Source organism: Massilia sp. LXY-5 (assembly GCF_059801075.1).
Window position 1 is genome coordinate 39,303 of sequence record NZ_JBNNEH010000008.1, and the last position, 14,777, is coordinate 54,079.

Genomic DNA, 14,777 nt, shown 5'->3' on the forward strand with positions numbered 1-14,777 from the left:
GTCTAGAGACATAGTGAAATCTTGAATAGGTTACCAGCACAGATACGTGCCCCCAATCTCAGTGTGAACTCAGAAGCTGTCGAACGAGCGATTGCTGATGCGGAGCACCTGCTCCCCAAGGGGAGGGGACGCCAGCGCACTCGATCATGTCCATACGGCTCTCCACCGCTACCCGATTGAGCTTTGCATTCAGGCCAACCTCATGAGCTCGTCGAACAAATCCGCCACCGATAACGGCGCTGTTCAAATGCTTCGGAAACAACATCCAAAGTTCGGATAGACAGGTCCGCGGACTCAGAGGCAGGCTCGGCCCCTGATGGGCTCACCGTCAATCATCGGAGCGATCAGTACTCTTCAAAACAACGTAAGCGTGGCTCATCCGAACGATACGGTTGTACCAGAACTCGAAGCTATGTACCTGGTCAATCTTGCTGAACCAGTACTGCACTATCGTGAAATGAAGCGTCAAGCATGAACCAGGGTATCCACAGACTTTTGCTCGGTTTATCACCGAGGCTTTCGGTGAAAAGATGAGGTTAGTATCTGGACCGACAAGTTCAGACGTCGCCGGGACTGGCCAAGGCGGCTTAGCCGTTCCGTTAGTCGCCCTGCTGTAAGGCGAGCGCCTCAGTGAGGAATGCGTGCATCTCCTGTTTAAAATCGGCCGGCGCCAGCACTTTGACTTCGCGGGCCATGCTTTGCAACATGCGACGCAGCGTCGAGGTATTGGTCACGGTGGCCATCAATTCCCTTTGTCCGGCCGCGTTGAGGAAGATGGTCTGATCGTCGGACAACGGCATCTCTTCCAGCGCGCGCGCGAAGACGTCCGCGTCCTCGCCGCCGGCGAAGCGCAAGTGCAAGTGCAGGATAACCCGGCCCTTCGACCACATCGCCAGTGCACCGCCGGCGAGCGCCTCGTCCAACGTGGGCACCCTGATGTTGCGCGCGAACGGATCGCCCAGGGCCACTTCCTGCATGCGGTGCAGGTGGAAACTCTTGACCGTCATCGCCGATGGATCCAGGGTGACTTCGGCCTCGTCGACAGCGAGCAGACGCAGTGTACGTTCATGAATCACGAGGCCGACGGGATACACGCGATGAATCTTATTCACCTCGGACTTGGCCGCGCGATAGACGAGACTCAGTATCAGGTTCTTCATCAAAGCGTCGTTGACGGTCTGCAGATGCGCCGGAGCCACCTTGCTAGGAGCCATCGGCCGGCCATCCGGTAGACGGCGGATCTTGTCCTGGTAAGCAACGGCTTGCCGATGCGCGTCGGTCAGGTGCAGATGCCGCTGTTTTCGTTCGATTGTCGCGACCTGCTCGTCCAGCGCCTGGCGTGCGTCGCGCGGCAGGAACGGTCCTAGTTCCTGGCGGGAAAAGCTGGCCACCAGCGCGTCGATGGCCGTCACGGATTTGAACAGCGGGATCTTGCTGTGCGCGGTCGTGAACCATTCGTTGATCCTTCCGTCGCGCACGCTGGGACGGGGCTCCACCTCGAGGCCGAACTGTCTCCGCCACGGACCCTGCGGGTCGGCGAGGTCGCGCAGGTCACGTTCAAACGTGCGCCGATCCACAGCGTAGGTGTCTCCGAGCCTGCTCATGAGCTGGTCGACGGTCGCTCCCTGTCCGGTACCGTGGTCTGGCAGGAGCGGCAACAGGTCGATGATTGCCAGCCTGCGGGCCAACTGTCGTTCCGTGGAATCTCTGGGCATGGTTTCCGACCTATTTTGTCGATAATTTGTCGCACTATATCGGTACCGGTGCCAGGGGACAAGGCGCCAGGATCGGATAGTCGAAAGGAGAACGCATTGAAACAGACGACCATCAAGCAGACGACGAGTGCCCCATACCTGCTGCGCGAACTGACCGAGCTGGGCAATCTGGTGTTCGGCATGTTTGCCGGGCCGCACGTGGCAGTTCGCCACTGGCCAGTGTATTACCGCGTGTACGTCGAAGTCGACGGGCTTTGCCGTGAAGTCAACCGGCTAGCAGGGCATCTCGGGCGCGGATTTATCGACGCTGACGGCACGGTTGACGCGGACCGGATCGCGGACGCGAATGCGTGCTTCGCCCGCGTCGATGGACACGTACGCGCGATGGCGGCGCTACTCGCGGACGTCGTACGCGACCGGCTGGTGATTCCTGGCAAGCCTGCTCTGGTGCAAATCGTGGACCGCCATTTCGCGTCCAAGAGCCAGTGGTACCGCGCCGTGCAGGCGCACTACCGGTCCGGATGCATCGCGCCGGATGGACGCACGCTGGTGCGCACCGTTCTGCCGATCGATCCGCGTCCGACCCAGTGTCGTGGGGACGAGGACCCGGTCGAACAGCAGCAGTTCGAGCTAGCGCCGGATTACGCGCGCACGCAAAATGGGCGGACGATCCGCCAGGTGCAGACGGCGCTGAACCAGGTGTACGCCGCACTCGGCGCGTATTTCGCCCAGCATTGCCCTTCGGTGGGCGCCTTGCTGCATCCCCGTTCGACGCCCGGAACTGCGTCCATGGGTTTTTTCTACAGCGCGAGAACGCTGCACGAGGTGCACGAGCCAGTCAGGGATCTGCCGGGTGGGCTAGCCGTATATGTCAGCCGCGACCACACGTTCGCGACAATCGGCACGCGCGGGATCCGGCCGGTGGACGGGAAGTCCGGGCTGATCATCCACGTGAGCGTCGACATCACGGATGACGATCCGGCAAAGTCATCACGCGTCATTCCCACGCAATCGCGTCATAACGGCGAATACACGACGGCCAGCGAGGGTGAACTTAAGGCCCTGCTCTTCCGCGCATTGATCGACGCCGGCCTCGTGCCCCCAGGCACCAGGTTTGATGACGAACGCTGGCGTTATTTCTGAGCCACACGTGGGTTGAGCTCTATTGCTAAAATTCAGTTATGGTTTCTTTAAAGAAAATTACTATCACATGAACAGAAACGCATTCATCGCATCCTCGGACGTCGCCGCATTTACAGACTGGCTGGCTACACACTACCGTAGCTTATCGATCCGGCTCGACATCAAATCGTCGCGCTTTGCCCCGGGCGGCATCCGTACCGAAGTAGTCGGGCTGGACTTACTGCGCCGTTACCGCTGGCGTACGACGGATTGCGAAACGGGCAACTGGCAGGAAACGCGAGATTACTTGCACGAGCTGGGTGATGCGTTGAAGCAGGCGATCGCTGGCCGCAACGAGGACATGGTGCTGGACGCCTGCCGCCGGGTCCTCGCTTGGGGCGGTAACCGTAACGATGCGAAAGGCGCCATGCCGTTTTTGAAAGCGTTGCACGCGGAAGGAAAACTGGCGGACTACCTAGACACGTCAAGCCGCGCATTTGGTCTTGACGTCGCCGTCATCGACGCCAGCAGGCCGCAGGCTGCGAAAATGAATTCGATGTTGACCAAGGTCCACGCCCTTTCATCGCACGATGGACTGCCGATTTACGATTCACGGGTCGCGGCGGCGATCGCTGCCCTCGTCGAGTTGTGGCGCTGCTCGCATGGCAAGGCAGGCGCACGGCTGCCATCCGAACTGGCCTTTCCAGCGATAGCGGCGAACCGCTCCGTGCACAGGTTGTTCGCTGATGCGCAGAGCCCCGGCGTGCTATCGTACGCGCCCGCCGCGGCTACCGCGACGGCTGCCGCCTGGTGCAGCGCAAAGGTCCGGCTTGGCTGGCTGATGGCGGCGGTGTTGGAGAAGGCGCCTGGGCTGTTCGCGGCTGAGGCGGCGGAGGACCGCATGCATGCGTTCGAAGCAAGCCTGTTCATGATCGGCTACGACGTCGACTGTCTAAAGGAGAGCGCGCCGGGTGCTGGCATCGGCGAGCGGCAGCGTAAGCACATTCAGCGGGCGGGCGCAGCGCGGCTCAGGCGCGATCATGCGGGCTTGCCGCACACTGCGATCAGCACGCTGAACGGCAAAACACTAAACATCAGCTACGCGGGCGACGTGCACATCGGGTTCTCGGGGGTTTGGAGCGAGACGCCGTTTACCTTCGACAGCGACTTCCTGCAGGATTTGCTGAACGATTTTCCGGCGGGCGAGGAGGCTGGTCTTGGTGCCAACATGACCGGCGATGTTGAGCACGATACGCTTGGCTACTGGATCAATCAACACTACCCGGCCAAGCCGCGCAGATTGGCATCCATACTGGCGCCGATTCTGGTCGCCGAAGGCTGTGCTGAACCTATCGCTGGCGCTTACCCGATCCGCCTGCGTTTTCTCTGAACCCAGTGAAGTCAGCGCGGGCGCAGCGCAATTAAGAGTGCAGCGGCGCCGAGGTACACGCCCAGCAGCGTCACGAGCCGCCCCAGCGGCCCGCTCCCATCATAGTTCAGGATTCAAATGTGGCCGGAAATTGCTGACGCGAAAATTGACTAAAGAACAAATCAAAGTCCTTGAGGATGACGTTGTCTCTTGCCGACATGGGCTCTCGCAGAATATTGCGCGCCCGACTACTGCTGGCGATGATTTGCGATGCCACGCTTACATCATGCGACGCAGAACCTGACATACTTGCGGCCAATCGACCGCGGGCGTCGAATGGGACCACGACAGGCGTAAAGCGCTGTCGATACGATCCGCGTCGAGCCCCATCGCTACCAATACGTGACTCGGTTCGTAGCTTGTCGAGGTGCAGGCCGAACCATTGGACAGGGCGAGCAGTCCCTTAAGTGAGACCATCGCTGCCTCGGAATTGAGACCCGGCAGGGATACATTGAGCACGTGGGGGAGGCAATGCTCTTGATCGCCATTGATCTGTCCCCCCAGCTGGGCAATCGCCGTCAACGCCTCATCGCGAAAGCGGCGACATGCTGCTTCACGCTGCACGTGATCACGCGTGGCCAATTGCGCCGCCATACCGAGGCCAGCGATCAGGTGCACTGGATGCGTACCAGGGCGAATGCCACGCTCCTGCCCGCCACCAAACATCAATGGCGTGATCGGTGCACGTTGACCTTGACGGCGACGGCTGATCAGCGCGCCGACCCCTTTGGGGCCGTAAACCTTATGGGCAGAGACACTGATCAGGTCGATTCGGGGGTTTTGGAGTGGGGCTATGAGCTTACCGAACGTTTGGGCGCCATCGACGTGAAACCAGACCTCGTCGGGCAAGCCAGCGGCGATCGCCTCAATCGGCTGTATAACGCCGGTCTCATTATTCGCGTGCATGACGCTGACCAACAATGTGTCCGGTCGAATGGCTGCCAAGATCGCCTGCGCGTCGATCCTTCCCGACTGGTCAGGCGGGACCAAGGTCACCTCGACGCCTTGGCCACGCAGATGTTCGAGAGGCTCGAGCACGGCTTTATGTTCGATCGTCGTTGAGACGATGTGACGTCGGGCGGCGTTCTCAGGATGCCCGGCAAGGCCGAGCAACACAATGTTGTTGCTTTCCGTTGCGCCACTGGTGAAAATGACGTCATCGCGCCGCGCCCCCACGACTGCGGCAACTTGTTCACGGGCGCGTTCAACGGCTTGTTTGGCACGTACACCGAACTCATGGGTACGGCTACCCGCGTTCCCAAATTCTTCGCCCAAGTATCGCAACACCACGTCCAATACCTCAGGTTCGACAGGGGTAGTGGCGTTGCAATCGAGGTAGACGGACATAGTTTGCGTATTGGAAAGGGCTTGTTTGTGTTATATTACCACAAACAACGACTTACCCATCCATGAACGGCGCCTTCGAATACGTTTTTCCGTCTATCAAAGGGGTGCAGTCGGGACGTGAATATTACGTCTCCATGTGCCCGCTACGCTTGATCCCTAAGATTTTTCTGTTTGACGACGATGAGCTCAATCCTGAACTGCGCGCGCAACGTACGCTCAACAAGGGACGGGTGCCAGAGATCGCCGAGTACATTCTAGGAAATCTCCAGAGTTACACGTTCTCGGCCATTACGGCGTCGATCGATGGGGACGTGCGCTTCGAGCCGGCGACCGGTACCACGCACGGTAGCCTGCTGGGGACGTTGCACGTCAACATGCAGTCGCGCTTCATCATCAATGACGGTCAGCACCGTCGCGCGGCGATCGAAATGGCTTTGAGGTCGGAGCCGGGCTTAGGCGATGAGACGATCGCGGTCGTGTTTTTTGTCGACCGCGGTCTCGAGCGCTGCCAGCAAATGTTCGCCGATCTGAACCGCTATGCGATCCGTCCGAGCCGTTCGCTCGGCCTGTTGTACGACCATCGCGACCAACGCTCCCAGCTCACCAAGCTCATCGTCTTGAAGTCGAAGTTCTTCTGTGACATGGTCGAGATGGAGAAGAACACGCTGTCGGAGCGTTCCCGTAAACTGTTCACGTTGAGTGCGATCTATTCGGCGAATGCCGCTTTGTTGGATGGGTTCGACACCTCCAATGTGGACGAGACAGCCCAAATGTGCGCGGACTACTGGGACACGGTCAGTGCCCATATTCCGGAGTGGCAACGTGTCAAGGAAGCGCGTTTGAGTGCGGGCGACGTGCGGCGCGACTGCATCCACTCCCACTCCGTGGCATTACAAGCGATCGGCGCGATCGGCAACCATGTGTTGCGCCAGCCGATCGCCACATGGAACGACGTACTTTACCCCCTGCGCACGCTCGATTGGTCGCGCTCAAACGCACGCACCTGGGAAGGCCGTGCAATGGTAGGGGGAACGATCTCGAAAGCGTCGAACAACGTCGCGCTCACGATCAATCAACTTAAGAAACATTTGGATATTCCTCTGGGGCCGGACGAGCAGCGCACCGAGGATGCCTTCCTTCGAGGTCAACATGGAAAGTCTTAAACCTGCATCCACCTCGGCTTTCGCCGACAAAGGCTTCAAGCAGACCGTCAGTGAACGGATGGAGGTCGTCAAAAATCTGTACCTGAGCGACCCCATTCCTTGGGTGATCGGGTATAGCGGTGGCAAGGACTCGACCGCCACGCTGCAGTTGGTATGGAAGGCCCTGCGTCAGCTCGCGCCTGAACAACTGCACAAAGACGTCCATGTCATTAGCACCGATACCTTGGTTGAAAATCCTATCGTCGCGCAGTGGGTCGCTCACTCGCTCGATGTGATGGGCAAGGCTGCCCAGAAGCAAGGGTTACGGATCAAACCGCACCGTCTGACGCCGGAGGTCAAGGACCGCTTCTGGGTCAACCTCATCGGTAAAGGTTATCCTGCCCCGCGACCAAAGTTCCGCTGGTGTACGAGCCGTTTGAAGATCAGTCCTTCAAACAATTTTATTAAGCAGCTCGAACAGCAGAACGGGGAGGCGATTGTCGTTCTGGGCACCCGCAAGGCCGAGAGTACATCGCGTGCGGCGTCGATGAAGCGTCACGAGGGCAGCACCCGCGAGTGGCTCAACCGGAACGGTCAGCTCGATCGTAGTTGGGTGTTCACGCCGGTCGAAGACTGGACCAACGACGACGTCTGGATCTATCTGATGCAGGAAAAGAATCCCTGGGGATTCGACAACAGCGAATTGCTTGGAATGTATCAAGGTGCGACGACCGACGGGGAATGCCCATTGGTGGTCGACTCTACAACGCCTAGCTGTGGCGATAGTCGCTTTGGTTGTTACGTGTGCACGATGGTGTCGCAAGACAAGTCGATGGACGCCATGATCCAGAACGATGGCGAAAAAGATTGGATGGCGCCACTCCTTAAGTTGCGCAATGAAAAGCTCCTGACGACGAACGATCGCCATCTGCGAGAATTTCGTCGCATGGATGGTCGTCTCACCTTGATGGAAGTGGCGGGCAAGGACGACGGTGAAGATGACGTTTCATTGGCGGCAAACGGGAAGTTCTACCGCTTGGTCCACGGCCCCTATAAGCAGACCTATCGCGAAGAGCTGCTCGCCGAGCTGTTAAAGACGCAAAGGGAAGTCCACGACAAGGCGCCAGACAACATCAAATTCGATCTGTATACGATTGAAGATCTGGAAGAAATTCGGCGCATTTGGTTATTTGAAAAGCACGAAATCGAAGACAGCGTGCCCCGGATCTATGAGGAAGTCATGGGCGTCCCATACCCCGCCGACCGAATGGACGAAAGCCAAGTGTTCAATGCGGGCGACATCGACATCTTGCGTCAGATTGCCCAGAAGGATGACGATCCGGACCAGTTGCATTTCCATTTGGTGCGGCAACTGTTGGCGGTCGAAGGAAAATATCAGCATGCGGCACGACGCGCTGGTTTGTTCGACGAGTTGAACGAGGTACTCGAATACCACGCATTCAATGGCGAGGAAGAAGCGCTGGAATTCGCTGTGCAACGCACGCTGAGCGTCGAGAATGCGAAGAAAGATATCGAAGTAGAGTTCGTTCGACGGGTGATCTCCATCACGCCGCTAAGTCAAAACGATGCCGAGCTAACCGTAGAAGAAGAGTAAACAATGCTGTTCAAAGAATTCGTCCTGCATAACTTCGGGATTTATAAGGGACGTCACGCGGTCGATTTGATGCCTGACGCGGGTCGTCCAATCGTTTTGTTCGGTGCGCTCAACGGCTCGGGCAAGACCACTTTCCTCGACGGGTTGCAGTTGGTACTGTACGGTAAGCACGCGCGCTGTACGGGACGCGGCAACATGGCCTATCCCGATTTTCTGCGCAGTAGCATCAACCGTTACGTCCCGCCTCACGAGGGCGCTGGGCTTGAACTGGAATTTATTCATCACCATGAAGGCCGCTGGCAGACCATCCGCGTTATCCGCCGCTGGAATGGTAAGAATGACAGCACCCGTGAAAAACTGGAAGTCATGCGCGATGGACTGCTCGATGCTGTGCTGTCTGAGCGTTGGAGCGAGTTTGTTGAAGACTTCATTCCCTCGCAAATCTCGGAATTGTTCTTTTTTGACGGTGAGAAGATCGAAGCCTTGGCCGAAGAGCAGTCTGCCGCCGCCATTATTCGTACTGGCATTCACGCACTGCTCGGCCTGGACGTGGTCGATCGGCTCGCGGCGGATCTTAAAATTATCCAGCGGCGCCGTCGCATCGATGAGCTCAACCCAGAGGCGCAGGCTTTGCTCAAGGCAAACCAGGACGCTTTGCAGTTGCTGACAGAGCGTGCGCGCGCTGTTAGCGCCCAGGTCGAGCAACAAGAGCACGTGGCAAGTAAACTGATGGGCGACTTGGCGACAGTTCAGGACAGCTACCGTCAGCAAGGTGGCGAGCTGGCCGAGCAGGCGGCTGTCGTTGAAGCCCAGCTGAAGGAAGCGCGGGAACAAAAGGAGTTCCACGATAAGCATCTCCGCGACAAGGTCGCAGCTGGGAACGCGCCTTTGCTGCTTGTACAAAATCTGTTGCGTGGCGCCCGTACCCAGCTCAACTTGGAAAGCAATGCCCAGTTGGCAGCGTCCATGCTCAACGAGATTAGCGCGCGGGATGCCGAAGTCCTGAATGTACTAACCCGAAACGAGGTCGGTAGCGCTGCGCGTGCAGCGGTGGCAGCGCAATTGGAGCAGGACCGTGCTACCCGCGCAGCCGCGGCGCAAGCTCCGGCCTATCTACGCATGCGCCCGGACGCGCTCGCGGCGTTTGCCGATGCGCAGTTTACCGACTTACGTACCGATCTCGCGGACGAGCTCGTGCGCGAGCAACAACTGGCCGAACGTGTCAACGATTTGGAACGGATTCTGGCTGCCATGCCTAATCCGGAGGTATTGGCGCCTTTGCGCGCACGTTTGCTGGAGCAACGGCAGCAGTATCAACAAGCCGAAGGTGCGATCGCGCTGCTCAAGCAGCAGCGGGAAGACGCTGAGAAAGCGGTCGAGCAAGCCAAGCGCGAACTTCAGAACCGCATGCTCGAGTTGGCGGACCAGGACGCAAAACATAAGACCAAGACGCGTGTGCTGCGCCATGCCGAGGCGGTGGAACAGACCTTACACCGCTATCGGGCGGCGGTGCTTCAACGCAACGTCGAGCGTCTATCGGGCTTGATCTTGGAAAGCTTCCAGAGCATCACGCGCAAGCCGAAGATGTTCAAGCGCATCGAGATCTCGCCGGTGGACTATCGTCTCGCCTTGTTCGATCACAGCGACAATCAAATCCCTAGCCATCAGCTCTCGGCCGGTGAGCGTCAGCTGTTGGCGGTGTCTATTCTATGGGGCTTAAGTCGGGCGTCCGGACGCATGCTACCGGCCATCATCGATACGCCGCTGGGACGGCTAGATGGCCAGCATCGGCACAAGCTTGTAAAAAATTATTTTCCAAAAGCGAGCCACCAAGTCATCTTGCTGTCGACCGATCGGGAAATCGATGAGGAGTTATACGGCAAGCTGGAGAGGTCGATCTCGCACGAATACTTGATCGAGTACAGTGAAGAGCGTCAAACGTCGGAGATTTGGCCGGGTTATTTTTCGTTTGCTGAGGCACCATTATGATCATCGATGACGTTCGCGTCTCCGAGAAGGCGAAGCATCAACTGCTGACCCTGAAGCGCCGTACCGGCATCCTCCAATGGAACGTCCTCTGCCGCTGGGCTTTACTGGCGTCGCTGGCCGAACGTAACGTGCCGCCGCACGAGGAGATCATCACTGACAGCAATGTCGAAATGAGCTGGAAGACCTTCGCAGGGCCATTGGACGACGCGATCACGGCCGTCGTTTTGCAGCGTGCGCATCAGGATCAGGTGCCGGACGACCAGTTGCCACAATTTTTCAAGATTCACCTACATCGTGGAATTGCGTACTTGCTCAACAGTGCGCAAGACCTGCGGGGTCTGATCACGATGGCCAGCGTCGCCGATCAGGCCTAGGTTGTGATGCTTGGACGTGCAGCTGTGCCATTACCATCGGCACGTGTCCCTTCCAGTGTTGCGCCGAGGGACTCTACAGCACGAACGGTCGTGGCCGCGGTACCGTAGTCGGTAACGCAATCAGAGAAAGATTTTTGATAGTCACGGCCGTGCATACTTCAGGCCCGTCGTGCGCAGCCATCTGGGCTCGTACGAAACGTATGCAATGAAGGCGGTTGGTTCGTCATGCGGATCTCGCCGAGCTGAACGGCGTTACACAACAATGCACTTGGTGCGGAAACTTTGGCACGCTCAGCCGCAGTTCGATGGGCCGCGATCTGCCGCAGCGAAGCTGTCGGTGATAGAGGGCGCGCTCCGGCACGCCTTAGTCCGTCCGCTGGCTAGGCCCAGCGCATAGTGCGCAATGCCTGCGCGAGTTCGGGGCGCATCACGAAGTGAAAATGCGGGTTCTCGCCGGAAGTTACTCCTTCGCCAGCGACCGATAAGCTTGTCCACCAGCATAGGCTCCCGTCCGCGTGCCGCAGCTGCGGGGTGAACCCAATTAGCCCGGCAAGTTTATAAGCCAGCGTTCCGTACTGCAGATTCGCCGCATGATAACTTTCATAACCGGCTGCTTGGGCTAGCTGTGTCGCGGTGATCGCTGTTTCTGGCGCGCGGCACTGGGCGCGCAGCATCGCGAAATGGCTGTCTGGTAAACCCTTGTCGCGCAAGGTCAGCAACGCCGTGGTGAACTGCTCGACGCTTGCGATAGGTAAGTCGGTACTCATCACTGCTCCAGTGAATCGCGCCGGTCAAAATGACCGGACGCAGGATTAACGGCGAAAGAAGACCCGGACGGGGGAGGTTGCGCCGCCGTCAGTCAAACCAATCCGCTAGTTTTTGTTGTGCCTGGGCTTTTACCTCCGCCGTGATATACAACGAGACCGTGCCAACGGCCGCGGCCAGCGTACCGAGGTCATCCGTGTAACCCGCAACCGGAATGAAGTCAGGGATCGCATCGAGCGGGAGGACAAAGTAAGCGAGCGCGGCATAGATAGCCGTCTTGGCCCATACCGGCGTTGCTGGTGCCTGCGCGGCATAGTAGAGCCACAAGGCTTTTTCGATCACTTCCCTGCCAGCCGCCAGCGCAAAGTTTTTGATCTTGTCCCAGAAACTGCTGTCGTCGAAATCGTTGGCCATCGTAATTACCCCTTTATGTAAAAGATCTTCGTTACCGCGCGCGAACGTGGCCGGCCCAACACGTCAAAACAGCGCTGAGGCTAAACGCGTGCTCGGCCGGCGCCAGTTGCATAGCGTACCTACCCTTGGCGACACGGTCTGTCGCGTCGAGCGATGGCGCTTCACGCCATTGCTTCTAACAGCATTGCAGCAGCCCGTTCGCTCAATACCAACACCAATTTCAAGCGTGCCCGTGTCATCCCGACGAACAGCTTGCGCCAGCATAGCGCGTCGAACGCCGTGAAATCGATCTCCGTTAGCACGACCGCTGCCGCTGTCTGTCCCTTGAAGCGATACACCGATTCCGTCTGTAGTTGGCCGTCACGTAGGATGGGTGTGCCAAGGTCGTTAAATTCGCCCGTAAACGAACGCAGCGTGTATGGGCCGAGGCAATCGAGACCAAGTAGGGCCGATCGGCTACGCCCCTGGAACGACACCAGGGCGATATCCGCCAGGGAGAAGCTGCTGCCGAGGCAACTCGAGAGCGCGCGTTTGGTTTGCGCGTACATGTCCGCGCAATCGTCGTCGCGATACGTTAGGAATTCGACCTGCGCACTTTCGAACGGGCTGGCGGCCGCCAGATCAATGTGTTCGTCGTGGGCTGCGCCCAGTTGCATCAACAGAGCGACGACGTCGCGTGGACAACGATAGTTCGTATTCGCGTGTAGCGTCACCCAGCCATCCAGGGCTACCTGAGGTCGGCCATACAGGTTTTGCATGGGATCCTCGAGCCAGATTACCCGACTATTCCCATTCAGCAGACGAAACACGGCGTCGCGCCAGGCGGGCGTAAAATCCTGGCCCTCGTCGACGACGATGACGTCATAGCGCCAATCGTCGGGCAGTGCCGCGTGCGCCATGTGCTCTTCTAAGTAACGCCACACTCCCGGGGCGCGGTAATCCGGAGCAATGCCATGCGCGCGCATAAAACGGTCGGCGAGCAAGTGAAAGGTCGCTACTTCAACACCGGCTGGCAGCAACTGGCGAATGTGATCCGCCAACGGACGGTTGTAGCAGACGTAGAGCGGGCGTAATCCGGCGCGTAAGGCCGCCTGGCACTCGGCTAAGGCCAATTGGGTTTTGCCGCTTCCGGCTGTGCCTAGGACCCGCAAGCGAAATGGAGAAAAGTCGAGCTGACGCGCCGAGGTCGCCAGGCCGCCGGAGAGGCGCGCTACCATGCGGGCGGCCTCGCCGATCGCCGTGGCTGGATCCGGTACCAGCTCGAGCACGTCGTCGAGAAAGCGCGTCACGCTAGCGCGCTGCGGCAAGGTTTCGCCCGTCGGTAGGATTTCCTGGATGATCGCAGCCAGCTCCGTATGGCGCGACGCGTCGACGATGCGAGCAGGCTCTAAGCCTGCGAGCGCGGGGCGCTTGACTAGATAATCCGGACAAAACAGCAAATAGTCGATCGACAAGCGTTCGCCCGTACGTCCGTAGCGATTGATCAAGGCGCTGATGTTGCGCATCATCTGGTTCGCCACGTGTTTGTGCTTACCCAGATAAGGTTTGACCAGCCCGTCCTCGGTCTCAGTTAAAAAACCGGATTTTTGCTCGATCAAAAGCACACGACCACTCGGCGCCACCACGATAAAGTCCACTTCCCCATAGGTGGAGACGCTCTTTTCGATGCGCGTCCAGTGCACGCCGTGGTAGACCGTGTAGTCGTCAGATAGCTGAGCCGCTAAAGTCGACAAGGTCTCGATTTCGCGCTGGGCGCCGCCGCTGGCTTGCAGTTCGCGCCACCCCGAAGGAATGATGTGTGCCATGTTCAGTGTGTCATTTCGTTCGTCGTCAAGCGGCGCTCAGGCGGCCGGCTAGGTCATAGCTGGCGGCCATGGCGGCGACGGTATCGCGCATCCGATCACGCAAGCAGGGCGGGCCGAGGACCGTCACTTGATCACCAAACCCCAACAACCACCAGCGCAGCTCCTTCGTGTCAAGCACTGTTGCGCTAACCCGAACCAAGCCAGCATCGTCGGGCACGATCCGTTGGTCCGGCGCCAATGGACACTCAGCTAAATGGGCTGCGCTTTCGCTCGTAAACAGCGCTTCCAGAACGATCGTGTCGCTGCTTTCCAAGTAACCGAATGCGCCTGCCGCGATGTAGTCGTCCAAGCAAAACCCCTGAGGTCGGCTGCACGTCTGATCGGACACGGTGGCCGACTGCATGCGGTGCAAGGCGAGCTGACGCACGTCGCTAAAGTTCCACATCGTGCAGACCAGATAGATGACGGTGTCGCGTACCACGACGCCGAGGGGATGCACCAGGTATTCCTTCGGTTCCCTTGCTTGCCGCTGCAGATAGCGCACCGAAACTTGCCGCTCTTGCAGCAATGCGTCATAGAGCGTCGCGTGCACGATGGGATCGATGGGTGGCGCTTGCAGGCGCAATCCGCGCGGCAGGACGCGTATCTTGTCGGGCCAGCGCGTCACGCCTTTGTCGTTCGCTTCGAGCACAGCGGCGGCGGTTCGAAACCATGGCGCCAGGTAGTTCAGCGTCGATTCCGGAAGCAAGGTGTTCAGGTGGCGTTCGACCAAATGAAAGGTCAATGCCGCCTGCGGCTCGAGGAAGGGCAAGTGGAACGGATCGGCATCGGCTTGCCACGACCAACCTTGCGGTCTGCCGCTGTCGGACACGAGCGGCAGAATGCCTGATAAATCGTTGAGGTCACGTTGGATGGAGCGTAGGGAGATGTCGTAGCCGGCCGCGTCGAGCCGCCGAAGTAGCGCATTGGTGTCAATCTTGCGTGGGTAACGCGGGATGTGGCGCAGCATCGCCATCGTGCGGGACAAGGTATTGGACATGGCGAATAGGTGGATCAAGCG

General features: G+C 58.8%; 13 protein-coding genes. 6 read left to right on the plus strand and 7 right to left on the minus strand.

Annotation, left to right across the window (positions count from 1 at the left end; genetic code table 11):
* Positions 1-599 precede the first annotated feature (599 nt).
* On the minus strand, positions 600-1,688 hold the full coding sequence (locus ACI48I_RS22660; protein WP_498575488.1) for a helix-turn-helix transcriptional regulator: 1,089 nt from the start codon (positions 1,686-1,688) through the stop codon (positions 600-602).
* Between the two features lie 123 nt (positions 1,689-1,811).
* Between ACI48I_RS22660 and ACI48I_RS22665 the strand changes: the two genes are divergently transcribed.
* On the plus strand, positions 1,812-2,858 hold the full coding sequence (locus tag ACI48I_RS22665; RefSeq protein WP_498575489.1) for a hypothetical protein: 1,047 nt from the start codon (positions 1,812-1,814) through the stop codon (positions 2,856-2,858).
* Positions 2,859-2,925: 67 nt separating this feature from the next.
* Complete coding sequence (locus ACI48I_RS22670) at positions 2,926-4,227, plus strand: hypothetical protein (RefSeq protein ID WP_498575490.1); 1,302 nt, start codon at positions 2,926-2,928, stop codon at positions 4,225-4,227.
* 106 nt (positions 4,228-4,333) lie between these two features.
* Here ACI48I_RS22670 and ACI48I_RS22675 read toward each other — a convergent pair whose 3' ends face one another.
* Positions 4,334-4,483 carry a hypothetical protein gene (locus tag ACI48I_RS22675; RefSeq protein ID WP_498575491.1) on the minus strand — a complete coding sequence of 50 codons (150 nt, stop codon included), beginning with the start codon at positions 4,481-4,483 and terminating at the stop codon, positions 4,334-4,336.
* Positions 4,484-4,485: 2 nt separating this feature from the next.
* Entirely contained in the window at positions 4,486-5,613 is a 1,128-nt protein-coding gene (dndA, locus tag ACI48I_RS22680; RefSeq protein ID WP_498575492.1) for a cysteine desulfurase DndA, read from the minus strand.
* 62 nt (positions 5,614-5,675) lie between these two features.
* Here dndA and dndB point away from each other — a divergent pair, with 62 nt between their 5' ends.
* From dndB to dndE, 4 genes are read left to right on the plus strand one after another with little or no spacing between them, the layout of a single operon-like run.
* The gene (gene dndB / locus ACI48I_RS22685) at positions 5,676-6,776 is read left to right on the plus strand and encodes a DNA sulfur modification protein DndB (RefSeq protein ID WP_498575493.1); all 1,101 of its coding nucleotides are present in this window, start codon (positions 5,676-5,678) and stop codon (positions 6,774-6,776) included.
* Positions 6,763-8,370, plus strand: a complete 1,608-nt coding sequence (dndC, locus tag ACI48I_RS22690; RefSeq protein ID WP_498575494.1) for a DNA phosphorothioation system sulfurtransferase DndC — start codon at positions 6,763-6,765, stop codon at positions 8,368-8,370. Before dndB ends, dndC begins: the two co-directional genes overlap by 14 nt.
* A gap of 3 nt (positions 8,371-8,373) precedes the next feature.
* Positions 8,374-10,359, plus strand: coding sequence for a DNA sulfur modification protein DndD (gene dndD / locus ACI48I_RS22695; protein WP_498575495.1), 1,986 nt, complete (start codon positions 8,374-8,376; stop codon positions 10,357-10,359).
* Positions 10,356-10,733, plus strand: coding sequence for a DNA sulfur modification protein DndE (dndE, locus tag ACI48I_RS22700; protein WP_498575496.1), 378 nt, complete (start codon positions 10,356-10,358; stop codon positions 10,731-10,733). Before dndD ends, dndE begins: the two co-directional genes overlap by 4 nt.
* A gap of 380 nt (positions 10,734-11,113) precedes the next feature.
* On the opposite strand, the gene ACI48I_RS22705 is transcribed toward dndE, so the two are convergent.
* From ACI48I_RS22705 to ACI48I_RS22720, 4 genes are all read right to left on the minus strand, one after another.
* Complete coding sequence (locus ACI48I_RS22705) at positions 11,114-11,500, minus strand: hypothetical protein (RefSeq protein WP_498575497.1); 387 nt, start codon at positions 11,498-11,500, stop codon at positions 11,114-11,116.
* An 88-nt stretch (positions 11,501-11,588) separates the two neighbouring features.
* On the minus strand, positions 11,589-11,912 hold the full coding sequence (locus ACI48I_RS22710; protein WP_498575498.1) for a YkvA family protein: 324 nt from the start codon (positions 11,910-11,912) through the stop codon (positions 11,589-11,591).
* Between the two features lie 161 nt (positions 11,913-12,073).
* Entirely contained in the window at positions 12,074-13,717 is a 1,644-nt protein-coding gene (locus tag ACI48I_RS22715) for an ATP-binding domain-containing protein (RefSeq protein ID WP_498575499.1), read from the minus strand.
* Positions 13,718-13,742: 25 nt separating this feature from the next.
* Entirely contained in the window at positions 13,743-14,756 is a 1,014-nt protein-coding gene (locus ACI48I_RS22720; protein WP_498575500.1) for a helix-turn-helix transcriptional regulator, read from the minus strand.
* Positions 14,757-14,777: the final 21 nt, after the last annotated feature.